This is a genomic window from Kitasatospora cinereorecta (assembly GCF_024172095.1).
Classification (GTDB): Bacteria; Actinomycetota; Actinomycetes; order Streptomycetales; family Streptomycetaceae; genus Kitasatospora; species Kitasatospora cinereorecta.
In genome coordinates this window covers 258741-279681 of sequence record NZ_JAMZDX010000009.1, presented here as the reverse complement: position 1 = coordinate 279681, position 20941 = coordinate 258741, and the positions used below count along the sequence as shown (strand labels likewise).

24 protein-coding genes and 2 pseudogenes are annotated in these 20941 nt (G+C 69.7%); 13 read left to right on the top strand and 13 right to left on the bottom strand.

Annotation, left to right across the window (positions count from 1 at the left end; translation table 11 throughout):
* Window positions 1-116: 116 nt before the first annotated feature.
* Window positions 117-635, bottom strand: a complete 519-nt coding sequence (locus tag FHR36_RS38635) for a hypothetical protein (RefSeq protein ID WP_253804939.1) — start codon at window positions 633-635, stop codon at window positions 117-119.
* Window positions 636-831: 196 nt separating this feature from the next.
* Here FHR36_RS38635 and FHR36_RS38630 point away from each other — a divergent pair, with 196 nt between their 5' ends.
* Window positions 832-1833: a helix-turn-helix domain-containing protein gene (locus tag FHR36_RS38630; protein ID WP_253804938.1), complete on the top strand. Its 1002-nt coding sequence runs from the start codon at window positions 832-834 to the stop codon at window positions 1831-1833.
* Between the two features lie 476 nt (window positions 1834-2309).
* On the opposite strand, the gene FHR36_RS40485 is transcribed toward FHR36_RS38630, so the two are convergent.
* From FHR36_RS40485 to FHR36_RS38615, 3 genes are all read right to left on the bottom strand, one after another.
* Window positions 2310-2432 (bottom strand): hypothetical protein, encoded by a 123-nt coding sequence (locus FHR36_RS40485; protein WP_407660898.1) that lies wholly within the window; start codon window positions 2430-2432, stop codon window positions 2310-2312.
* A 425-nt stretch (window positions 2433-2857) separates the two neighbouring features.
* Window positions 2858-3013: a hypothetical protein gene (locus FHR36_RS38620; RefSeq protein WP_253804937.1), complete on the bottom strand. Its 156-nt coding sequence runs from the start codon at window positions 3011-3013 to the stop codon at window positions 2858-2860.
* A 159-nt stretch (window positions 3014-3172) separates the two neighbouring features.
* Window positions 3173-3868: a TetR/AcrR family transcriptional regulator C-terminal domain-containing protein gene (locus FHR36_RS38615; protein ID WP_253804936.1), complete on the bottom strand. Its 696-nt coding sequence runs from the start codon at window positions 3866-3868 to the stop codon at window positions 3173-3175.
* A gap of 126 nt (window positions 3869-3994) precedes the next feature.
* Between FHR36_RS38615 and FHR36_RS38610 the strand changes: the two genes are divergently transcribed.
* From FHR36_RS38610 to FHR36_RS38600, 3 genes are all read left to right on the top strand, one after another.
* On the top strand, window positions 3995-4597 hold the full coding sequence (locus tag FHR36_RS38610; protein ID WP_253804935.1) for a hypothetical protein: 603 nt from the start codon (window positions 3995-3997) through the stop codon (window positions 4595-4597).
* A 112-nt stretch (window positions 4598-4709) separates the two neighbouring features.
* On the top strand, window positions 4710-4883 hold the full coding sequence (locus FHR36_RS38605; RefSeq protein ID WP_253804934.1) for a CsbD family protein: 174 nt from the start codon (window positions 4710-4712) through the stop codon (window positions 4881-4883).
* A 78-nt stretch (window positions 4884-4961) separates the two neighbouring features.
* Window positions 4962-5300 carry a PRC-barrel domain containing protein gene (locus FHR36_RS38600; protein ID WP_253805022.1) on the top strand — a complete coding sequence of 113 codons (339 nt, stop codon included), beginning with the start codon at window positions 4962-4964 and terminating at the stop codon, window positions 5298-5300.
* Between the two features lie 65 nt (window positions 5301-5365).
* Here FHR36_RS38600 and FHR36_RS38595 read toward each other — a convergent pair whose 3' ends face one another.
* The gene (locus FHR36_RS38595; RefSeq protein WP_253804933.1) at window positions 5366-6463 is read right to left on the bottom strand and encodes a carboxylate-amine ligase; all 1098 of its coding nucleotides are present in this window, start codon (window positions 6461-6463) and stop codon (window positions 5366-5368) included.
* Window positions 6464-6957: 494 nt separating this feature from the next.
* The gene (locus tag FHR36_RS38590; protein ID WP_253804932.1) at window positions 6958-8211 is read right to left on the bottom strand and encodes an MFS transporter; all 1254 of its coding nucleotides are present in this window, start codon (window positions 8209-8211) and stop codon (window positions 6958-6960) included.
* 103 nt (window positions 8212-8314) lie between these two features.
* On the opposite strand from FHR36_RS38590, the gene FHR36_RS38585 reads away from it, so the two are divergent.
* Window positions 8315-8845 carry an ArsR/SmtB family transcription factor gene (locus FHR36_RS38585; RefSeq protein WP_253804931.1) on the top strand — a complete coding sequence of 177 codons (531 nt, stop codon included), beginning with the start codon at window positions 8315-8317 and terminating at the stop codon, window positions 8843-8845.
* Window positions 8846-8997: 152 nt separating this feature from the next.
* Here the strand turns inward: FHR36_RS38585 and FHR36_RS38580 are convergent, their stop codons facing one another.
* Window positions 8998-9597 carry a cation efflux transmembrane domain-containing protein gene (locus FHR36_RS38580; protein WP_253804930.1) on the bottom strand — a complete coding sequence of 200 codons (600 nt, stop codon included), beginning with the start codon at window positions 9595-9597 and terminating at the stop codon, window positions 8998-9000.
* A 254-nt stretch (window positions 9598-9851) separates the two neighbouring features.
* On the opposite strand from FHR36_RS38580, the gene FHR36_RS38575 reads away from it, so the two are divergent.
* The 3 genes from FHR36_RS38575 to FHR36_RS38565 all read left to right on the top strand — a co-directional run bounded on the left by FHR36_RS38575 (window position 9852) and on the right by FHR36_RS38565 (window position 11839).
* Window positions 9852-10007 (top strand): hypothetical protein, encoded by a 156-nt coding sequence (locus FHR36_RS38575; RefSeq protein WP_253804926.1) that lies wholly within the window; start codon window positions 9852-9854, stop codon window positions 10005-10007.
* 3 nt (window positions 10008-10010) lie between these two features.
* A complete protein-coding gene (locus tag FHR36_RS40480) occupies window positions 10011-10283 on the top strand; it encodes a transposase family protein (protein WP_407660897.1) in 273 nt (90 codons plus the stop codon).
* 227 nt (window positions 10284-10510) lie between these two features.
* A complete protein-coding gene (locus FHR36_RS38565; RefSeq protein WP_253804929.1) occupies window positions 10511-11839 on the top strand; it encodes a NucA/NucB deoxyribonuclease domain-containing protein in 1329 nt (442 codons plus the stop codon).
* Between the two features lie 10 nt (window positions 11840-11849).
* Here FHR36_RS38565 and FHR36_RS38560 read toward each other — a convergent pair whose 3' ends face one another.
* From FHR36_RS38560 to FHR36_RS38545, 4 genes and pseudogenes are all read right to left on the bottom strand, one after another.
* Entirely contained in the window at window positions 11850-12317 is a 468-nt protein-coding gene (locus FHR36_RS38560; protein WP_253804928.1) for a hypothetical protein, read from the bottom strand.
* Between the two features lie 110 nt (window positions 12318-12427).
* Entirely contained in the window at window positions 12428-13033 is a 606-nt protein-coding gene (locus FHR36_RS38555) for a hypothetical protein (protein ID WP_253804927.1), read from the bottom strand.
* A 145-nt stretch (window positions 13034-13178) separates the two neighbouring features.
* A pseudogene (locus FHR36_RS38550) lies at window positions 13179-14560 on the bottom strand (transposase); the annotation flags it as partial.
* Window positions 14561-14617: 57 nt separating this feature from the next.
* Window positions 14618-14773, bottom strand: a complete 156-nt coding sequence (locus tag FHR36_RS38545; protein ID WP_253804926.1) for a hypothetical protein — start codon at window positions 14771-14773, stop codon at window positions 14618-14620.
* A gap of 317 nt (window positions 14774-15090) precedes the next feature.
* Here FHR36_RS38545 and FHR36_RS38540 point away from each other — a divergent pair, with 317 nt between their 5' ends.
* From FHR36_RS38540 to FHR36_RS40475, 3 genes and pseudogenes are all read left to right on the top strand, one after another.
* Window positions 15091-15612 (top strand): SMI1/KNR4 family protein, encoded by a 522-nt coding sequence (locus FHR36_RS38540; protein WP_253804925.1) that lies wholly within the window; start codon window positions 15091-15093, stop codon window positions 15610-15612.
* A 329-nt stretch (window positions 15613-15941) separates the two neighbouring features.
* Window positions 15942-16469: a GNAT family N-acetyltransferase gene (locus tag FHR36_RS38535; RefSeq protein ID WP_253804924.1), complete on the top strand. Its 528-nt coding sequence runs from the start codon at window positions 15942-15944 to the stop codon at window positions 16467-16469.
* Window positions 16470-16559: 90 nt separating this feature from the next.
* Window positions 16560-17287, top strand: a pseudogene (locus FHR36_RS40475) (SDR family oxidoreductase).
* A 36-nt stretch (window positions 17288-17323) separates the two neighbouring features.
* Here FHR36_RS40475 and FHR36_RS38525 read toward each other — a convergent pair.
* On the bottom strand, window positions 17324-17803 hold the full coding sequence (locus FHR36_RS38525) for a hypothetical protein (RefSeq protein WP_253804923.1): 480 nt from the start codon (window positions 17801-17803) through the stop codon (window positions 17324-17326).
* Between FHR36_RS38525 and FHR36_RS40470 the strand changes: the two genes are divergently transcribed.
* Together FHR36_RS40470 and FHR36_RS38515 are read left to right on the top strand one after the other, a co-directional pair.
* Window positions 17726-18499 carry a DUF6928 family protein gene (locus tag FHR36_RS40470; RefSeq protein WP_407660896.1) on the top strand — a complete coding sequence of 258 codons (774 nt, stop codon included), beginning with the start codon at window positions 17726-17728 and terminating at the stop codon, window positions 18497-18499. The two genes, FHR36_RS38525 and FHR36_RS40470, sit on opposite strands and share 78 nt — an antisense overlap.
* Before the next feature lie 258 nt (window positions 18500-18757).
* Complete coding sequence (locus tag FHR36_RS38515; RefSeq protein WP_253804921.1) at window positions 18758-19315, top strand: hypothetical protein; 558 nt, start codon at window positions 18758-18760, stop codon at window positions 19313-19315.
* A 74-nt stretch (window positions 19316-19389) separates the two neighbouring features.
* On the opposite strand, the gene FHR36_RS38510 is transcribed toward FHR36_RS38515, so the two are convergent.
* Window positions 19390-20823, bottom strand: a complete 1434-nt coding sequence (locus FHR36_RS38510) for an amidohydrolase family protein (RefSeq protein ID WP_253804920.1) — start codon at window positions 20821-20823, stop codon at window positions 19390-19392.
* Window positions 20824-20941 lie beyond the last annotated feature (118 nt).

The following is a 20941-nucleotide window of genomic DNA, read 5'->3' as shown; positions in this document are numbered from 1 at the left end:
GGTCCGAGGCCGCCCGTTCACCGGGGCCCGATGCGAGGGGCTGTCGTGGCCTCAGATGCGGGCGCTACCGGCCTCCGACCGTTGCGCACCGGGCCACGGTCGGGCTGTTCGCCGGGTCAGCAGTGGGCGTCCCAGCCACCGCCCAGGTCGTCGCCGGTGGAGTAGGCCCACCAGTCGGAGTCGAAGAAGACGCTGCACCCGGCGGCGTTCCGGAACCAGGCGCGGGCCTGGTACATCTTGTGGCCGCCGGTGTGGTTGAGCGAGATGGAGATGGTTCGCGCGTGGGGCTCGGTGCCGTATCCGCGGGTGTCCGCGTGGCCGACGATGTCGGTGTTCTGATCGACGATGTCGACCGCGAGCCACCAGGGTGACGAGCCGCCGAGCCCGGACGCGTCGAGCACGGCGTACGTCGAGTAGGTGCTGCAGTCGTACACCAGGTACACGTACGCGGCCTGCGACCCGACCTGCACCTTGTGCTCACCCGGCATGGCGTAGGCCGGCGGGCAGGCGGCGGGACGCACCGCGGCGCTGCTCGGGCCGGCCGACAGGGCCGTCAGCCCGAGCAGGGAGATCGCCACGACCAGGAGCCGGAGGCCGGCACCCAGAAATCCGGAGCGGTGCTTGAAAATACCCATGTGCTACTCGTTCCTCTCGTCAAGCGGATCCACGGAAATCCGTCCTGCACGACTCCGCCGGCAAGGGCGGCCGGAGTCGGTCGACGTGGAGCCTGGCAGGGCCCGGTCGGGGTCGCACAACCTTTCGGCCGAGCTCGAAACCTGCCGGTAGCATCGGTGGCCGCCGGCGGGGGTCGACACGGGACGGGGGCATACGGTGCTGCGGCTTCACTTCACCTTCGAGGACCTGTGCAAGGTCACGCTCAACGACGCTCCACCACCGTTGAGCGAGGCCGTGCTGGCCCTCCAGACGCTGACCCGCACCGACCAGCAGTTACGCTTCGGACCTTGGCGGGACGGCCTGCGCGGGCGCATACCGGCCGCCGTCCGACCACTCCGGGACCTCGTCCCGGCCCGCGGCTGGATCCCCGACTTCCTCACCCCGGTCCTCCGGGGCACCCCCGGCGACGCCGCCGCCGTGGAGGCCGTCCGCGCCACGCCCGCACGGCAGATCCGCGCCGACCTCACCCGCCTCGGCACCACCACCCGCCTACCCGGCTGGGTGCGTCGGCTCGCGGACGGCGACATCGACACCATGACCGCCGTCACCGACGCGCTGTCCACCTGGAACCGGATCGCCGTCACCCCGCACGAGCCCCGCATCCAAGCCGCCCTGGACGCCGACGTCGCGCACAAGACCACCCTCCTGACCCACCACGGCGTCGACGCCCTGCTCCGTCAGGTGCATCCCGCCGTCAGCTGGCAACCGCCGGTCCTCACCGTGCCGTCCCCGATCGACACCGACATCGACCTGGCCGGACGCGGCCTGCGCCTCGCCCCGATGCTGTTCTGCGGCGCTCTGCCCCGGCTGCGCCTCGGCGACGACACCGGCAGCACGGCCGTCCTGGCGTACCCACTGCCGTTCGACCCCGACACCGCGCACCCGCTCACCGGTACCCGCCCGGAACGGGAGACCCGCAGCGCGGCCGCTCTCCGCCGACTCCTCGGCGGCACCCGCGCCACCCTGCTGCAGACCATCGCCGCCGCCCCCGGACTCACCACCAGCGACCTCGCCCGCCGCACCGACGTCGCCCTCGCCACCGCCTCCGAACACGCCACCGTGCTCCGCGAAGCAGGACTGATCACCAGCCGGCGCGACGGCAGCCGTGTCCGCCACTACGCCACCACCGTGGCAGCAGCACTGCTCCGATCCAGGTGAGGGACGACCGTCCGGTGAAGGGTCCCGTCCGCGGGCACGCCGGCCTCGCCCTGATGCTCGGCCGGCGGTTCGGTCCGCGCACAAAGGACCAGCTTCCGTCGTGCCCGGTGCCGGGGTGGCCGGCTGCCAGGGTTGCAGAGGGCCGTGGGAGGGCACGCCGCCGGCCGGACCGCGACGGGGCCGGGCGGTCACCTCCCGCGGGTGGTCCTGACCGCCTGCCGCGCCGGAACAGGTCCTGGGCTTCCACCGTCGTCGCCGGGCGGGGTGGCCGGTAGCTGCTGCGCAGATCGGCGAGCAGGGCCTCGGCTGGAAGGCGCACTGCCCGGGCTGGAGGAAGCGCCGACGGGGTGGACGGTGGCGCGGTCGGTGTGGCGATGGCGGTGCACGGTCACCTGCAGAGTGGGAGCGTTGATGGCCACGGGGGCCTCCGGGGTCAGAGGCGCCGGCGGTGTGGCAAAGGGAGTTGACGCTCCATGTCACGTGCTGCGCAGGGCGACGCGGACGAGTCCGGCCCACAGCAGTGCGGTCAGCGCGGCGTGCCAGGTGCCGCCGATCGCCCAGCCCGCACCGGCGGGGATGCCGAGGGACAGCAGGCACAACCAGGGGAAGGCCGGGAGACGGCCCGCAGGTCCGGGTCGGCCAGCAGGCCGGGGGCGTAGCGGCTCGGCGGGGTGACGTCGCGGGTGAAGAGCCAGCCGACATGGGCGTGCACCAGTCCGCGGAGCTCGCCGGCCACAGATGTGCCGAACCGGTACCGGAAGTGCGGGTCGCCGGGCCGGCGGAAAAATCGCGCAGGGACGTACCCGAGCCCGATTACACCGTAGCGCGCATCGTGGATTTCGGACGGTGGCCGGGAAGCAGTTCGCAGCGGCGAACAACGACTCATCGCAGGACCAACCGGAAAGGGACCGGAGGATGCGTCCGTTCCGGGGAAAAGGCTTGGGGAGAACGCGCCGGTCCCACCCCGGGCGGGGTGGGAACGGCTCTGGTGCGGCGCCGGCAGGGCGCAGGTGTGCATCCGTGTCTACCAGTAGTGGCGGCGACCCGCGACCTCGTGGCCGACCGATCCCATGATCAGCAGGGCGACGCCGATGAGGGCCAGGACGGCGCCGATGGTCCACAGGAAAGGAATTCCGGCGACGATTCCGATGAGAAGGAGGAGGACTCCGAGGATGATCATTTTGTGCTCCGTTTTCCGCTCCCCCCGGTGTGGTCCTCCGTCCGGACCTGCGACGGAGACTGTGCTGCATTCCCTCTTCCCGGGTCTTGGGCGGGGATCGCTCCTTCTCCTTTCGATCTTCGGTCGACGCTGTTTCCTCCCGTGTCCGATGCGAGGGCGCTAGGGGGGCGCGGTGGTCAGGCCCGCGAGGAGGATGTCGAGGCCGCGCTCGAGTTCGGCCACGCCGTCATAGGAGAGCAGGGTGGAGGCGAGGCCGCGCAGGAGCGGGAATTCGCCGAGCGGCAGCCGGTGCAGGCCCAGGCGCAGCAGGTCGTCGGTCTCGTCGGGGTTGTCGACGAGTTCCTGGAGTTCGTTGAGGACGTGGCCGTGGAGGAGGCCGAACAGGGCACGGTAGACGTGGAGGGCGTCGGGGGCGCTGAAGCCGGCCCGGGTGAGCAGGGCGAGGGTGGCTTCGAGGGGGCGCAGCGTGCCGAGTGGGCGGAGGGCCAGCGGGGTGGCGAGCGGGCGGGTGACCAGGAGCGGCACGACATGGGGATGGGCGAGCGCGATCCCACGGAACTGACGTGCCACGGAACGCAGTTGGGCTTTCCAGTCGGGATCGTCGGAGTCGACCATGAGTTCGGAGAGGACGGTCTCGGCGACGCCGTCGAGCAGGGCGGCCTTGTTCGGCGCGTAGCGGTAGAGGCTCATCGGATCATGGCCGAGCGCGCGGGCCAGGCGCCGCATCGACATTCTTTCGATGCCCTCGCGGTCGATGATCTCCAGCGCGCAAGCCAGCACCCGCTCCCGGCTGAGTTTCCCGCCGGCCGGCGAATCGCGCTTCTCGACCGCCGGGGCGGCCGGTGGGGTGGTCATATCGACACCTCCTGTCGCTGCTGGTCACCGATTGCCCACTCAAAGTTCGTAGACCTACGGTGTATCTTTCAGTGTACTTCGGGAGTTAGCTGTAGGCATACGACGTAGACATCCTGGAGTAACGCCATGATCCTTGTTCTCGGACTAATCGTCCTGATCGCCGCAGCAGTCGTCGCCCTGGCGGGAATCTTCACCAACACCGGCGCCGCGCACGACCTCACGAACACATTCACGCTGTTCGGCCACCACATCACCGGCTCCACCGGGACGCTCTTCCTCTTGGGCATCATCGTCGGCGCGGCCGCCATGCTCGGACTCGGCCTCCTCCTGACCGGAGCGCGCCGCACCTCACGTCGGGGCGCCACCGCGCGGCACGAACTTCGCGACTCCCGCCGGGAAACGGCCGCCGCCACCCAGGACCGCGACGCCCTCGCCGAGCAGCGGGACACCGCCCGGACGGAGGCGGCGACACTCGCCGACGACCGGAACGCCCGGGAGCAGGACACACTCGCCGAGCAGCGCGACGACCTCGCCGAGCAGCGCGACGCCATCGCATTGCAGCGCATCGACCTGATGCGCGGGCAGAGCGGTGCGCACGAGCAGACCGCCGGGACACGCACCGGCCCCATGCTCCAGGACGACGGCACTCCGCCCGGACCCGACGCGACGCCGAACGGCGACGGGCACCGCAGACCCCACCTCATCTCCCGCGAGTCCGAATCCCACTGACCGCAGACCCGCTGTCCGGATGCGAGCCCGCTTCCCGAAAGGAGGCGTGGCCCACGCAGGAACCCGGCACCAACCGCTCCACGCACAGGAACACCAGAGGAAGGAACCAGTCATGGGTATCGGCAAGAAGGCCGCCCACAAGGCCGAAGCAGTCAAGGGCGGCGCGAAGAAGACCATCGGACGCGCCACCGGCAACCGCAGCCTCGAAGCAGAGGGCCGCGCCGACCAGGTAAAGGGGGACGCCAAGCAGGCCGGCGCCAAGGCGAAGGACGCACTCAAGCACTGACAGCACAGCCCGGCCGCACCCGCGCAGGAAACGAAGAGCGAAACGACGAGCGAAACGAAGGAGCACTCCGTGTCCGACATGTGGGGCTACAGCCCCGAATCGCGCTACACACCCGGCACCAGCCTGACCGGATACAAGGTCGAGGCCAGCGACGGCCACATCGGCAAGGTCGACGACGCCACCGACGACATCGGCTCGGCCCACATCGTCGTCAACTGCAAGCCGTGGCTGATCGGCAAGCACGTGATGCTGCCGGCCGGAACCATCACCCGCGTCGACCGCGACGGTGAGACGATCCACGTCAACCGCACCAAGGAACAGATCAAGGGCGCACCCGAGTACGACCCCGACACCCACCGCGCCGACACCGGCTACCGCGAGGGCGTCGCGACGTACTACGGATCCCAGGGGCGCTGACCTGGCCGGAGGGAGGCCCCGGAGGGAAGGCCCGGGGGAAGACACAGCGCAGTGTCAGAGAGTGGTCAGGTGCCGGTGGTCTGGTCGCTGATCATCGCGATCAGACCTTCCCGGCCGCGCTCTCGCAGCACCCGGCGCTGGCGGGTGGCACCGTTGCCCTCGCGCAGCAGCCGCTCGAATACGGGGACGATGTGCCGGCGGTCGCCGCTCCGGGAGAGAGCCGGGTCCACGGAGTCGAGCAGAATGGCCGCAGCGTCGCCGATCGCGGTGAGCCGACCGTGGACGGGGTCGAACACCTCGCTTGTGGAGCCGTGGCGCGCGCCGTGCCACACCGCAGCGGCCAAGGCCTCCGGCTGAACGGCGGGGGCGGGGCGCCCGGCCCTCTCGTTGCTGATGGCCTGGTCTGCCAGAGCCCGGACGGTGCCGGCGAGCATGACCGCCTCGTCCGGACGGAGCTGGACGTCCATGGCGCGGATCTCGACGGTGGGGTAGCGGTCGGACAGCCTGATGTGCCAGTAGATCTGCCCTCGGTCGTGGATCAGGCGGCGGGCCACCAGCGCTTGGGTGCGGCGATCGTAGTCGGCCGCGTCCTCGAAACGAGGGGGCGGGCCGCTGACGGGCCAGCGACTGAAGACGATGGTGCGCCAGCTGGCGAAGCCCGTGTCGACACCATGCCACAGGGGCGAGTTGGCTGCCAGAGCCACCAGCAGCGGAAGCCACGGGCGCAGCCCGTTCATCACGACAACGCCGGCCGCGCGGTCGGGAATGCCGAGGTGGACGTGCATACCGGTGATCAGTTGCTCGTCGGTCAGTTGCGGCGCATCGGCGTGCATGGCGCGGTAGCGGGCTGTGTCGGTGATCGGGACAGTGAGGTGGTCGGCGAAGGGGGCGGCGGCGGACGCGGCGAGACGACAGCCGTCCGTGACGGCCGCATCCCCCAGAGCGTGGCGCATCCGCAGGAGGTGTCCCCCGACTTCCGCCAGCTCACGGCAGATGGGCGTGGCGACCTCCAGCTGGGCCTGCAGGAGCTCACGCTGCACCTCGGCCTCGGCGAGGGAGTACTGCAGCCCGGCCGTTCGGCGCACCTGTTCCGCACGGGCACGCGGCAGGCCCGTGTCGAGGTCGAGAAGGAGGTACTCCTCCTCCACGCCGAGGGTGAGCATGGTCGGCGCATACCCCGGTGATCCGGCCGCAATCCTCCGCCGGCCGACCGATGGGTGCGGCGCGAGAGCCTGCCGGGGCCTCCGGACAACCCGCACGGGGCGCGTCGGCGTGAAGCCGGGTCGCCTCGCTCGCCGCGGCCCGGTCGGCGACCGCACCCCCGGGACGGGCCGGGGGCAACCGTGACGTCCCGGGCGGAGCGCCCAGGTGCCGGGCCCCGACACCTACCGGGACCGAACAGTGCGACGCCCTGCAACGGTCAGCGCTCCCGGAGGTTGCGTGCACCGCACTCTCCCACGGGCACCGACCTGTGCCGCTCGGACGCCGACGGACTCGAAGCCGTCGCCCGCACCCTCGGCAGCCGGCCACGCGGGATCCTCGCCGGGGCACCACCGCCGAGGCCTCGACGATCTTCCTCCACCGCTCCGCGAAACAGGTTTTGCTCGGCCGGTCGAGACCGGGCAGTACACCGGTCCTGCGAGGACCGGCCGCCCCCCTACAACGCGATGTCGGCCTGCTGCGGTTCGGCTGTCGAGCGGGCGCCGTCCGGTGCCGTGGGCCGGGGGGCGCGGCCGGCGCGGGCGAGCACGGCGGCCGACGCCAGGCCCGTGGCCCCGGCGGCGAGGAGCTGCACCCGGTAGTCGAGGCCGGCCACCATCGCGGCGCCGATGATCACAGCGGGCCCGGTGGGCGCGAACATCAGCGTGTTGGCCGTGGCGGCGACCCTGCCGAGCAGTTCGCTCGGTGTCTCCCGCTGCACGGCGGTCATGGCGACGATGAGTGCGCAGGGCAGGCCCAGGCCGATGGCCAGGCTGCCGCCGAGCACGACCGGCAGCCACGGAGTCGCCCGCGCGAGCACCCCGAGCGCGAAGAGTGCGAGTCCGATCGCCGAGAAGGCGCGCTCGGACATGCGCCGCATCAACGCACCGGCCGTCAGCCCGGCGACGACCGATCCGAGCCCCTGAAACGGGGTCAGAACGCCTGCGTACGCCGCGGACCGGTGGAGTCCGGTGTCGAGCATGGCGAAGGTGGCCGTACTGCTCAGGCTGGAGAGCACCATGGCCGTCCCGCCGGTGAGCACCAGCGGGCGCAGCACCGGGTGCCGCCACAGATAGCGGGCGCCCTCGGCGGTCTCGGTGGCCCAGGCCCGCTTGTCGCGGGCGGCGGGCGGGGCCTCCCGTACGCGGATGAACCGGAAGGCGGCCGCGGCCAGGACGAAGGTGACCGCGTCCAGTGCCGCCACCGCGGGCCCGCCGTACAGGGTGAAGAGTCCCGCCCCGGCCAGCGGTGCGAGCAGCTTCATGCTCTCGAGCGCGGTGTACACCAGGCCGTTGAAGTCGCCCCGCAGTTCCTCCGGTACGGCGGCGGCGACCAGTGCGGTCGCCGCCGCGTCCGTCAGGACCATGCCCGCGCCGACCAGGGTCAGCACCCCGAACAGCAGCCAGACCTCCGCCGGGGAGCGTACGGCGATCGGCGCGGTCATGACGGCGGCCAGGACCAGGTTGGTGGCAACCAGGAGCGGGCGGCGGCGCACCCGGTCCGCCACCGTGCCGATCACCGGGCCGGCGAAGGCCGGCAGCCACAGGCAGACTCCGACCAGCGCGGCAAGACCGGCGGAACCGGTGAGGGTCTTGACCCAGATACCGGCGGCGAGCGCCATGGCCGAGTCGCCGAACCCCGAGACGATCACCCCGCCCAGGTACAACCCCGCGTTACGGTCCCGCAGGACCCTGAGCGTGTGCCGACTCATCCGCAGCCCCCTCGATGTGCCTTCGATCGGCGCCCACCCTACCCCCAATCATTTGATTGGAGGTAGGGATTCAGGACGCACCGGATGCGGTTTACTGGCCTACGTGACCGACACCGACCCCGTCCTCCGTGCACTCGCCCATCCCCTGCGGCTGCGGATGCTCAGCCTCATGTGGCCGGGACCAATGTCGGCCGCCGAACTCGCCCGCGAGCTGGACGTCTCCCATGCGCTGGCCAGCCAGCACTTGCGGCGTTTGAACACCGTGGGCCTGGTCGAACTGGCGGAGGAGCGCACGCGTCGCGGCGGCAGGGAGCGCCGCTACCGCACCGTCCGCGGCACGCCGCTGTCGGACCAGCACCACGGAGCCCCGATGCTGGCCGAGACGATGGCGCACACCCTCCGCGAACGTGCCGGTCGCCGACTGGCGGCGGGCGAGGGCGTCACCGTCGACGCCGAGCTGTGGGTGGATCCCGAAACCTGGCACGACATCCGACGACGACTCACCGAACTCGCCGTCGAACTCCACGAGGCCGCCCAGCCGCCGCACGCACCGGGCACGATCCCCCTCGGCGTCACCATGATGGCCTTCCCGCTCCAGCACACGACGCCGCCGGATCCGCCGGAGCACCACTGACCCCGCACGAGCGCCGACGAGCACGTCTGCTCCGAATCGGCCCGGTGGTTCTCCAGCAGGAGGACGTACGAGGGTGCCTTCTGAGCTGGGACGATGAACCTGTCGACGGGTACTGCCGGTCCGAGCGGAAGGCACTTCTGCGCCCAGCCCGGTCAGTGCTTGCCGAAGAAGATCTCCTTCACCTCGCGGATCGCGTAGTACACGAGGACGTATCCGGCGAGCGGGTCCGCCCACCACCAGCCGGCCAGGGAGTTGAGGACGAGGCCGACCAGGACGGCGGCTGCGAGCAGACCGTCGATCAGAGTGACCCGACCCTCGGTCTTCAGTACCGGGTTGTCCAACGCCGCCCCGGTACGGGCCTTGCCCGCCGCGAGCGTGAACATCACAGCTGCGGTGATGGCGGTCCACGCGATGCCCAGCAACGAGTGGTGCGGGCGGAATCCGACGGACAGCACCCACGTCGACTGCACCAGGAGATAGACGGAGAGCAGGGCGAATCCGACCCCGATCAGCCTCAGCGCCCGCCTCTGCCGGTCCACGCCGCTTCCGGACAGCTCCCAGATGACTACGGTGGAGGCACCGATCTCGATCAGGGAGTCGAGACCGAACCCGGCCAGGGCCACGGACCTCGCCGCGATCGCGGCTACAGCGAGCACCACGATGCCGAGCACATTCCAGGCGAGTGTGGCGTACTCCAGGGCGAAGCCACGGCGAAGCAGGGTCTGGCGGGCGACATCATCGGTGGCGGTCACGGCACGAGTCTCCCAGTGCCATCGGCAGCTGCGACGGTGGGGCGCTCCGCGTGCTGCTGAACCTGGTGAGCATTTCGCATTGCCTGGGGCCTGCGGGTGCCTCCCGGATCGGTGAGCGGGTGCTGCCCATTCTCGGTTCTGGTCCAACTTCTGTGGTGTGACTACTCCGTGTGACCGTTGAGCTCGTCGGACACCTCCCGAGATCGTCTGGAAACGGCCGGTGGCGGCGGCGTTCGGGCTGATGGTTCTGGGCTGTGCGCGAGGTACTGCTCCGGCTGGAAGAGCTGCTCTTCCTGTCGGCTCCGGAGATCAGGGTGGTGTCGGTGCAGGACGACGGCGAGGTGGTCCGCGTCGGTGTCAGATCCCGTACAACCAAGGCGTGCTGCCCGGGCTGCGGGAGCTGGTCGTAGCGGGTGCATGGTTCCTACCTGCGGTTTCCCGCCGATCTTCCCGTGGCAGGACGGCGAGTGGTACTGCGGCTTCGGGTCCGGCGCTTCACGTGCGACGCCGCCGTTGTTCCGGGCCTTGTTGGCCATCATCTGGTCGTACCGGTCGCCGACCCGGGCGACGTAGGCGACCAGCAGCGGGTCGGTAGCGGCGGGCGCGGCGGAGGGGTTCCGGATGGCGGGCACTGCTCCTGCGGCACGAGCACGGCGCCACCGGGTCGACCACGGCCTGGCTGGTGAACCGGCGCAGGGAAGGCGGACAGCGGAGTTCCCGAAGCGGGCTGGTCACGGCGGGTCCCGGTCACCCCGCTTGCAGCGGGCTCGCCGGAGGCGCGCCACGACCGGCCACCCGGTCCGGCCAGTCATCGCCCAGAACAAGCCAAGTGCGTACACCACCATATTGACCAAGCAGGGCCCCGAGTAGGGTTTGCACAGGAATTAGGCCAATCATGCCTGGGGGGGTAGGGTTGAATATCCAATGGCGTCACCTCGCGCTGGTTTCCGCACTGACTGCGACAACCGCACTGACTGCGGCCGCACCTGTTTCCGCAGAAACGCGTGGAAACATATCCATCGTCTCCTACTCAAGCTCTGACCCCTCCATCACCGTGGAGGTGGGGGAGAGCATTTCGCGAGTCCGGGAGCGGTTCTCCGAAGCAGGCTCGGTAGAAATCGGAGGCACAGCCTCCCCGGCGGTCGGCATCAAGCCGAGCCCTTCAGGCGGCGAGAGTGGAGCCCCGCCACAGCGCGTGCCGAACGTTGCAGCAGGCAGCACGGCGGGAATCACGGGCATCGTGGACTTCAATGCCTGCCGAGCGAACCCTGATGCCGGCGTCAGGGAAGGAAAGATCGTATCTCGATATGACTTCTGCCGCTACCAGACGATCTATTCCATTGCAGTCAGCGCGAGCGGTCAGACCCTCGGGACGATCAGCTTCCTGCAGACCGAGGTGACAACGGGATCCAACGGAACCAGGGAAGTCCTCAGTAGCGTCGAGATCACCGATATCCGCTACAGCGGCGTCTACACCGCCGCCAGCCAAATCCAGACGTACCGGGCGGCCGGCACTGGCACGAACGACCCTGAGTGCGCCGTATCGGGGGGAACCAACCCTTACACCGCAACGGCCGCCCAGCTGCAGGGAAACGGATTCCTCGGAATGAACATAACGTCTCCACCAACCGTCGGCGACGGGGACGACAAGATCAAGGTTTGCAACATCCAATGGTTCTACAAGATATTCTTCCCTGCCGGCACCTACCCCACCCAGTGGCTCTCCGGAGGGTTTAGCACGGTCCGATTCGACTCGGCCTCCTACCTGCCGTCCAAGCAGGGCGTCGTCTTCAGCGAGCTGACTCCCACGATGACCATGAGTATGAGCGACACGCGCGTCAAGGGAGTTGCCCAGCACATCAACCAGGCGTTCACCGACCCGGGAAGCACGCTTCCAGTGAAGTCCGACAATTCACCCAAGGTCATCCCGGGGAACGCCCGGCAGGGCTCCACGCTGTCTCGCCTCTACTCCGGAGCCAACCCGTTGGCCGCTCAGGCGTATGCCGACAATCGCAGTGCCGTGAGCAGGGCGTGCGCCCCCCTGCCCCATGCGCCGCTCGAGGAGTGCGACGAATTCCCGTTCGCATCGACATGGGAGGGGGCAGGCGTCGGCAACGGAAACTTCTCCGTCAAGTATGTCAGCGCGACTGAAAACAGCAACGCGGGATACGACCTTGCGAATTTCTACAGTTCGCAGCGAATCCTTCACAACGACAAATTCAAGGTTTTGATCACCCCGTAGGGGCAGTCGGTCACCGGCAGGGCGAGAAGTAGAACCAGTATTCTTCCAGGTCCTCAGGCACACCGAGGGGGCTCTCCTCGAAAGAGAGAGCCCCCTTCGGCCTCCTGCGGAAGATCTGCAGCCACAAGGCCGACTGCGGTTCACCGAGCTCAAGCTCAACACCAGCCGGACCCGAGAAAAGCGACCACAGCTCCACCGCGGCGCCCCGAGTGACGTAGCGGTATGCGCCGATCATTTCCCAGCCGTGCGCCGTTGCGAGAGCATCCTGACCATACTCCAGGGTGACTGAGGCGTAATGGTCCTTGTGCAGGCTCCGCACTTTGACACGACCTTCGTCGACGGTGGCAAAGGACGGATGGTCTGCGATCTCCAGAGCCATCCAAGGACCGCCCCCTTCATCGAAGGGGTCGTCCTCCCAGAGGCCGAACTGGCTGTTCTCGACCGACACCTTGCCGCTGACCCGCCCTGGCGTACTCATGCTTCACATCGTGCCATGGGTGGCTGCGTAGGTGAGAGTGGGTTCTGGTCCAACTTCTGTGGTGCAGACACGCTCTGTAGTTGTGGTGGCCGGCCGCGGAGTTGTCCTTGCTATGCCATCAGGGGTTCGGCGCCCCAGGGATCGAGCCGCAGGCGGCGCCAGCGACGTGCGTCCCTGCTGTGGACGAACCGCGATCCTTCGTACCGCAGGTCGTCGATCCAGAAGTGCGGGATCTCGTGCTGCACGTAGCGGCACAGGAGCTCGACCATCCCACAGTCAAAGCGCACCCACGATTCCGGCGCGGCCCACTGGCGGCGCCAAATGACGGTCGTCCATCGATTCGGATCGGGATCAGAGGCGTACCAGCACAGCAGGTCGGCGTCCACCGTGCCGCCCCACGCGATCAGCAGCTCGGGCTCGCCGAATTCCTCCTCCTCGCCTGTGTAGCGTGCAGTCGCGGTGCTGCCACTCACGGCGGAGGACGGATCCGGGTAGACCTCGGAGACCGGGGGATTCACGTACAGGAAGTTGTCGAATGTCCCCTCTCCGTAGACCTGCATGAAGGCCTGGTAGTCGTCGGGGAAACCGTGGTCGTACTCAACGGTCATGTGCGACCAGTCAATGGCATTCCCGCCACCGATCGGCGGCGCGACCAGAGCCCGAAGCCCGCGGATCGTCTGAAGCGCGGATGTCTTGTCCTCGGACTCACCGTTCACGCTGTTCTCCTGGTCACCTGTATTGGCTGCGGCGTCATGTCGCGCGCGTGAACATAGCCGAGCAAGGAAGCGGGTGCCACTACCAGCTCGGGCTACTGCGGCACTCCTCGTCAGGCCGCGGAGTGACTCCAGCATGGGCCGGTCAGGAGGCCAGCAGGACTCGTTTCCGCAGCAGGTCGAAGCCGGCGCGGCCGTACATCTGGCGCTTGATCATTTTGATCCGGTTGACGTGGCCTTCGACGACGCCGGAGCTCCAGGACAGTGTCAGGCCGGTGGTGACGGCGGCGAGATCGCGTTCGAGGCCGTTGGCGAAGGTGTGGAGGCTGGGCAGGTCGTCGGCACGGACCGCCTTGATCCATTGCGGGAGCTGGTCGCCTGGAGCTGGGTGAGCATCTTCCCGAACGCGCGGACGTGCCCGGTGAGCGAATCCAGTTCGGGGCAGTCGGCGAGGACGGACTTGAGCTTCAGGCGCTCGCTCTCCGGCAGGGTATCGGGGTGGGTCAGGATCCAGCCGGTGACCGTGCGCGGGGACGGCGGACGGGCGGCCGGCGCGGTCGGGGATGTGCGGAACGGCTGAAGGTAGGCGCGGACGGCGCCGTAGCCGCCTGTGTAGCCGTGCGTCTTGATCTCTTCCCAGAGGGTCCAGGCGTTCGCGCAGCCTTCGGCCCACCGGTCGTTCAGGTACGGCTTGAAGTCGTCGAGCTTGGTCCTGCGGTTCTGCCACTGTCCCTGGAACAGGTCTTCCGGCCTCGCGGCGTCCGCCAGCCGCTGGACGGTGCGGTAGGTCATGCCGAGCTGGCGTTGGATCGAGCGCCGGCTGTGGCCGGCGGCCAGCAGCGCGTGGACGGTGGCGTGCTTGGTGCGGGTGCGGTCGGCGAAGCGGTGTCCGGTGGGCCACGGCGAGCCGCTGTCCGCCGGTGCCGGGGCCTCTGCCTTCTGCGGGGCCGCCTCGGCGGTGGTCGCGCGCAGGCAGGAACGATGGCGGGAGATGCACCGTTCGGCGGCTTCGCCGAGGTTGCGCCAGAGGTGGAAACGGTCGGCAACCTGGACGGCGGTGGGTGCCCCGGTGCTGGCGCCTTCGGCGAAGAACGGAGCGCGGTCACGGCAGACGACCTCGGTCCCCGGGCGTTCGGCCAGCCAGGCCGCGACCGTGGCCGCCTCGCGATCCGGCAGCAGGTCAATTGGTCGGCGGGTCTCGACGTCGACCAGGACGGTCCCGTAGACACGTCCCTTGCGCATCGCGTACTCGTCGACGCCGACCACCCGCGGGGTCCGCGGCTGCGGTTCCGGGAGCGCATCGACCAGTCGCAGGACCGTGTTCCGGCTGGCTCTCGCCCCGAAGACGTCGGCCAGCCGGGCACCGGCGCGGCCGGCCAGGGCGAGGCCGACCTCGGCCAGTGCCGACCGCATTCGTTCGGTCCGCCGGCTGTGTCGGCGGGGCAGACCCGTGACCTGCTCGACGAACGTCCGCCGCTCGCATGAGGCGGCGTCGCACGTGAAGCGCCGGACCCGAAGCCGCAGTACCACTCGCCGTCCTGCCACGGGAAGATCGGCGGGAAACCGCAGGTAGGAACCATACACCCGCTACGACCAGCTCCCGCAGCCCGGGCAGCACGCCTTGGTTGTACGGGATCTGACACCGACGCGGACCACCTCGCCGTCGTCCTGCACCGACACCACCCTGATCTCCGGAGCCGACAGGAAGAGCAGCTCTTCCAGCCGGAGCAGTACCTCGCGCACAGCCCAGAACCATCAGCCCGAACGCCGCCGCCACCGGCCGTTTCCAGACGATCTCGGGAGGTGTCCGACGAGCTCAACGGTCACACGGAGTAGGTGCGCCAGAGAAGTTGGACCAGAACTTGAGAAGAAAGACCTGAGAGCGGTTGTTGACGGCCTCCGAGAGCGGCTGCTGGTCGGTCGGGCGGGGGTGGTGGCGAGGCGGCAGAAGTCGGTGCCGGTCTCGATCCGGGTGGGCGCCGGGCGCGGGTCGGCAGCTCGTATGCTGCCGGTGCGGGTGCTCCAGCCAGGACGTCCGCAACCTGGTGGAGGGCGCAGTGGTGGCATCGTTCTCGGAGGTTCGGTCGCTGTTGGGCGAGCCCGGATTCAACTGGTCGGATCCGGAGCCGTGGGCGGAGATGGAGCGGGAGTTCGGGTTCGAGTTCCCGGCGGACTTCCGTGAGGTCGTGGACGCCTACGGGTCGGTCCTGATCAACAATCAGCTGTACCTGGAGCATCCGGCCGGCCATCTTCTGCACAACCTTCATAAATCTGTCCGCGACAACCTCGAGTTCTGGCAAGAGGAGGACTCGACAGAGTTCCTGCCCGGCCCTGCGGGGGCGAGGCCCGGCGAGTTGATGCCGATCGCGACAGCTCGGACAGGCGAGGCTGTCTTCCTCCGCGTTCCGGCTGGGCCCTCGTCGCCCTGGCGCGTCCTCATTCAGGAGCTCGACTCCTTCTCCTGGGTTCTCTATGAGATGACGTTCGGCGAATGGCTGTTGGCCTACCTCCGGGGCGAGGATGTGATGGCGGGCTCCCGCAACTTCGCGCCCGACGGCGCTTTCTACGAGCCCCTGTCCTGAAGCGAGCATGGCGTCGGCAGGTGCGGGTTCCAGCTCTGTCCGGCCACGCCCACAACCTCGCCCTCCGGTACGTTCGCGCCGCTCACCGGCTGCTCGGCCGGTCGGGAAGCGCTCGGTTCAGCAGCGGGCTTTCCTACGGCGCGACCTGTTGGCCTGTCAGACTCTTGCACGGCATCGAGATCGCGATCACGCGAGACCCGCCAGCAAGATCAACGGTCACAGAGGGTGGGCACGCCACAGAAGTTGGACCAGAACCCGTTCTCGTGAACAAAGCCAACCGGTGCATAGGCTGGCCGTCTCGTCCGACGCACCCCGACAAGGATCAGCCCATGCACAGCAGCACCAGGATCCGCCTGATCGAGCCGACCGACGCCGCCCCGATCGCCGCGCATCGGGTGCGGGACGTCGAGGCTTTTCGGCGGTGGGAACCGGCCCGGCCGGCCGAGTTCTTCACCCCGGAGGGCCAGGCGGAGCGGATCGACGAGCTGCTGGCCGGATACCGGGCCGGCACGGTCTGGCCGGGCGTGGTACTCGCCGACGACCAGGTGATCGGGCAGGTCACCATCGGAGGCATCCTGCCGCAGGTGCACCTACGCCGCGGCTCCGTCGGATACTGGATCGGCAGTGTCGCCCAGAACCAAGGGCACGCCGGGCGCGCCGTCGAGCTCGCACTCCGGGTGATGACGGACGAACTCGGGCTGCACCGCGCCGAGGCGTCCACCAATCTGGAGAATCTGCCGTCGCAGCGGGTGCTGCGCCGCAACGGGTTCAGCCCGTACGGCGTCGCGCACTCCTCGATCTTTCTCGACGGGAGCTGGCGGGACGGGCTGCTGTGGGAGCGGGTCCTCGGCGACTGACCTCGATCATCCGGATCAGCCGAACCGACCCGCAACACGGAGGTTAGGCTCACCGTGATCAACACCAGGAAGGTCGAAGGGGGTACTCGGATGGATCTCGCCGGGAAGACCGTGGTTGTCACCGGGGCCGGGCGCGGGTTCGGGAGGGCGTTCGCGTTGCACGCCGGCCGGACGGGTGCGCACGTGTTCGTCTCCGCCCGCACGCCAGCCGCCGCCCGGAGGACGGCCGAGGAGGTGGCGGCCGACAGCGGTGCGCGCGTGGAGGCATTCGCCTGCGATCTGGCCGACCCGGCCACGGTACGGGACTTCGCGCAGCAGGTCGCCGCGCACACCCCCAGCGTGGATGTGCTGATCAACAACGGCGCCGGTACCTCGCCGGCCCTGACCTGTGGGACGCCGACGACGAAGCGATCACCGACACCGTCGCTTCCGGAGCCACCGGCACCCTGCTGACGGTCAAGCACTTCCTGCCCCTGCTCCGGGCGTCCGAGGGCGCGGATGTGGTCAACCTGGTCTCCTCGGCCGCAGAGGCCCGGAACCACCGGTCCCAGGCGCATCCCGCGTTCTACGCAGCCAAGGCCGCCCAGGCCGGCTTCGCCGACGTCCTCTCCCATCGACTCCGCCCCGAGGGCATCCGGGTCATCTCGCTCTACCCGCCGGACTTCACGGACGGCGACCCGCTCCACGCCACCTGGGACCAGGCCTCCCGGACCGCGGACGACCCGCTGACCGCCCGATCCGTCCTCGACTGCGTCCTCTTCGCCCTCGGCCAGCCGCGGGACTGCTTCATCCGTTCCTTCCACTTCGAGCAGCTGTAGACCCCCGTCGACCCAGCACTACCGGCACGTCGACGGTCACAGGTCGGCGATGAGGTCCAGGAACGGAATCCGCCGGTCGAACGCATCGTGCCTGTACCACAGGACGCTCACCTCTGCGGAAGCCGAGATCCACAGCACCGGGTCCGGGTGCTCGTCCGCGAGGACGGCCCCGTAGCCGGGAAGATCTGCGGCGAACTTCTCGACCAGTTCCTCGAGGTACTCCGCGGTCTCGTCGTCGATCTCGTCCTCGATCGACTCCAGGCACACCCGCCGCAGGACACGGTCCATCGGCTCCACCACCAGCACGCCCTCGTCGTCGGCAACGGGCACGCTGCTGCGGCCGCCGTTCAACGGGTAGAAGTTGTCGAACGCCGCCCAGAGGCGGATGCACTGGGGTGCAGGCCGCCCGTCCGGGAGGACGAGCGCCCCGGCCCGCGGATGCGGTTCGGCCCCTTCAGCGCCGCCCGCCGCCCGCAACCGGGCCACCACGGCCTCGACCACACTCTCATCGACCATCTCTTGCTCCCAAGCGACATCACTGCCCCCGGCGCCGTCCCGCGACCGCCTGAACAAAGACTCGCACCTCCCCCACCCACCCGGACACCACCAACAGCACACCTCACCCGGCCGGCCCGGGACGAAAGCCGCGAGACCGAAGCCGCGTCCATCGACCGAACGCACCATCAGCCGACCCGCCGCAGCGGCGGCATCCAGGCAAAGACGGACATCGATCTCCGACACTGCAGCCCACGAACAGGCCCGCGCGGCCGGCCAGCGGTACATTCCGAGCGGGCCGGTCACCCAGGGTGCGGAGACGAACCGCAGAAGTGCGGCGTCCAGCAGGCTGGCGAGCGCCCCGGGAGTTCGCAAAGACCCGGCCGACGAGGACGTCGAGGCGCAGCGGCAGACGACCGCTTGCGGCGTGCCGGAGGATCGGAACGAGGCGCCGAAATGGGCCGCGTCGAGGACATCGGCGAGCCGCTTCCCTTCGAGGCCCGCTACTGGGCGGCCGACCGCCGCGCCGCCACCGTCCCCTGGCCCGACCGCGCCGAGGACCCCGACGCCCTGCCGTTCCACGCCCTGAGGTTGGGCGTCGATGCATTGCGTGCCCTCTGCGGGCTCGCCCTCGACGGCCCGCCGGAACCCGCCGACGTCGACGGCGCAGCCATCGGGCTCCACGGCTTCCTGGTCCGCGGCCCGATCGCCTCCTGAGCGCCGCCCGCTCAGGGTCAACTGTCGCTCGACGTACGCGGACCACACTCGTCGGCCCGCAGGTCCTCCTGGCCCACTTGTGCCACGGCATAGTCCGTCCAGGTCGAGTCGGTTCCCCCCACCTCCCTCGCTTGTCATAGTCATGACATCAGCCGGTGACGGAGAGGAATGCACGGAGAAAGCAGGACGCCCGCATCAGGAAACGGGCGGGACGAAAGCCGTCCAGGAATCCGGACACCAGAAAAGGAGTCTCTTCACATGAATCCGTTCACGCAGGTCTCCCGCAATCGCCGCCGCCTCCGGAACGGCCTCGCGGCCGCCGGCATCGCCACCGCCCTTCTCGCCGCACTGCCCGGGACCCCGGCCCAGGCCGCCACGCCCAAGGTCATGATCATGAGCGGGACGTTCTCCGGCTACGCACTGTGCGCCAGCCCCGCGGACAACTGGGTCTGGCTCAAGAAGGTCGACACCGCCAACCCCGACCCCTTCTGCCTGTGGAAGCAGCTCGGCCCCGCCGGGCAGTTCACCCTGTACAACCCGGCCAAGGACGAAATCATGGCCTACACCGGCGGCAACGAGGGCGTCGTGGTGATGGAGGACTCCGGGACCTCGCCCCTGGGGGCCAACGGCGAACTGTGGTCGTGGGGAGGACGGGAGGGCTGGGGGGCGTCCGCGCTGCAGTCCTTCTGGGACAGCGGGCAGAACGTCGACGCCAAGGACGGCTTCGACAACCCCCGCACCGACCCCGTCCACACCCGCGGCTGGCGCCACGGCTTCCAGCGTGAACTGACCTGGAACGCGGTCACCCCCGGCTGATGACCGACCGGGTCCGCTCCCCTCCGGCCGTCCGGCCGCCCGGCCGGGAGCGGACCCGCGCCGGCGCCCGGTGGTCAGTCCTGCTGGTGACCGGCGGCCGCGCGGAGGATACGGTCGCGTGAGGCCGAGGCCTCGGCGCGCAGCGCGGGCAGGTCGACGTCCAGGACGCGGCCGGCCCATTTGCGGACCTGTCCGGCGATCAGCACGGTGTCGATGTTGCGGGTGTCGCAACCGAGGACGGCCGTGCCGGTCGGGTCGTTCAGGGGAAGGTTGTTGAGCTCGTCGGCGGTGAGCAGCAGCAGGTCGGCCTGCTTGCCGGGGGTGAGGGAGCCGGTGACCCGGTCGAGGCCGCAGGTGCGTGCGCCCTGGAGGGTGGCGAAGTCCAGGACGTCGGCGGTGCCGATCCGCTGCGGCACCGGTCCACTGTCGCCCGCGAGGTAGGCGGCGTTCACGGCGCGCATCCGCTGGATCGCGAGCAGCGCTCGCATCTGGGTGAACATGTCGCCGGCGAGGGCGACTTCGACGTCGATGCTCAGCCCGGGCCGCACGCCGACGGCCAGTGCCTCGTCGACGGCGGGTACGGCGCTCTCCAGGCCGATCTGCGGCTCGGAGGTGGGGGCGAGCGAGACGGTGGCGCCACTGGCCGCGATCGCCCGCCAGGCATCGGGGCCGAGGCCGGTGGCGTGGATCAGCGACACCTGCTCGTCGAGCAGTCCTGCCCGCTCCCAGTCGAGGATCGCCCGCGAGGAGGCTTCGCCGAACACCGCGTCCACGCTCACGCCGATTCCCAACTCTCGGGCGAAACACGCTAGTTCTGGTCCGAAGGCAAGGTCGGGTCCGGCGATCTCGGGAGTGGCCAGGGCGGCGAGGCGGAAGGTGAGCAGCGGGTCGGCGTACCGGTCGCGCAGCCGCGCCAGGTCGGCCGGCCACTGTCGGTCCCAGCTGCCGAAATGCGGCGCCATCGCGGCATGGACACCGCGGATGCCGGTGTCGAGGAGTGCTTGCACGGCGGCGTCGGAGTGCGCCGCGCTGCGGGAGTTGTGGGAGAAGTCCAGCATCGTGGTGATGCCCGCGTCGACGGCGCCGAGCGCGGCCAGCCGCGTGCCGGTGTACATGTCCTCGGGCCGGTAGGCCGGGGCGCAGCCGGCCAGGGTGGTGGCCAGGTAGCCGGCCAGGTCGTCGACGTCGGGGATGGTGCGGCGCAGTTGCGCCTGCCAGGCGTGTCGGTGCGTGTCGACGAAGCCCGGGGCGAGGAGGGTGCCGCCGGCGTCGACCACGATGGCGTTGTCCGCGGCGCCGGCCGCCTTCAGGTCGGGGCCGACGGCGGTGATCGTGCTGCCGGTGACGAGGAGGTCGCCGCGTTCGAGGGTGCCGAGGGCCGGGTCCATGGTGAGGATCGTGGCGCCGGTGAACAGGACGCGGCGCTCCCGGTCGCCGGCGGTTGCGCGCAGCCGGTCGAGGAGTGCGGGCCGGTCGGTGTCGGTCGAGCGGTGGACGAGGTGCTGCATGCAGGGTCCGTTTCGCAAACAGGGTCGGTGGGTGAGGGGGACGCGGCGGGGCCGGTCCGGGATGGGCCTCGGGCCCGTGGACACGTCCCGGGCGGCGATCCGCGGTCGGTCGGTCCGC

Excerpts from the sequence above, each read along its gene's own strand:
- FHR36_RS38600 (WP_253805022.1), top strand. The coding sequence starts at position 4,962 with ATGTGGGGCTACAGCCCCGAATCGCGCTACACACCCGGCACCAGCCTG.
- FHR36_RS38595 (WP_253804933.1), bottom strand. The coding sequence starts at position 6,463 with ATGCTCACCCTCGGCGTGGAGGAGGAGTACCTCCTTCTCGACCTCGAC.
- FHR36_RS38515 (WP_253804921.1), top strand. The coding sequence starts at position 18,758 with ATGAATCCGTTCACGCAGGTCTCCCGCAATCGCCGCCGCCTCCGGAAC.
- FHR36_RS38605 (WP_253804934.1), top strand. The coding sequence starts at position 4,710 with ATGGGTATCGGCAAGAAGGCCGCCCACAAGGCCGAAGCAGTCAAGGGC.
- FHR36_RS38610 (WP_253804935.1), top strand. The coding sequence starts at position 3,995 with ATGATCCTTGTTCTCGGACTAATCGTCCTGATCGCCGCAGCAGTCGTC.
- FHR36_RS38590 (WP_253804932.1), bottom strand. The coding sequence starts at position 8,211 with ATGAGTCGGCACACGCTCAGGGTCCTGCGGGACCGTAACGCGGGGTTG.
- FHR36_RS38620 (WP_253804937.1), bottom strand. The coding sequence starts at position 3,013 with ATGATCATCCTCGGAGTCCTCCTCCTTCTCATCGGAATCGTCGCCGGA.
- FHR36_RS38535 (WP_253804924.1), top strand. The coding sequence starts at position 15,942 with ATGCACAGCAGCACCAGGATCCGCCTGATCGAGCCGACCGACGCCGCC.
- FHR36_RS38635 (WP_253804939.1), bottom strand. The coding sequence starts at position 635 with ATGGGTATTTTCAAGCACCGCTCCGGATTTCTGGGTGCCGGCCTCCGG.
- FHR36_RS38615 (WP_253804936.1), bottom strand. The coding sequence starts at position 3,868 with ATGACCACCCCACCGGCCGCCCCGGCGGTCGAGAAGCGCGATTCGCCG.
- FHR36_RS38510 (WP_253804920.1), bottom strand. The coding sequence starts at position 20,823 with ATGCAGCACCTCGTCCACCGCTCGACCGACACCGACCGGCCCGCACTC.
- FHR36_RS38560 (WP_253804928.1), bottom strand. The coding sequence starts at position 12,317 with ATGAGTACGCCAGGGCGGGTCAGCGGCAAGGTGTCGGTCGAGAACAGC.
- FHR36_RS38525 (WP_253804923.1), bottom strand. The coding sequence starts at position 17,803 with ATGGTCGATGAGAGTGTGGTCGAGGCCGTGGTGGCCCGGTTGCGGGCG.
- FHR36_RS40470 (WP_407660896.1), top strand. The coding sequence starts at position 17,726 with ATGCGGTTCGGCCCCTTCAGCGCCGCCCGCCGCCCGCAACCGGGCCAC.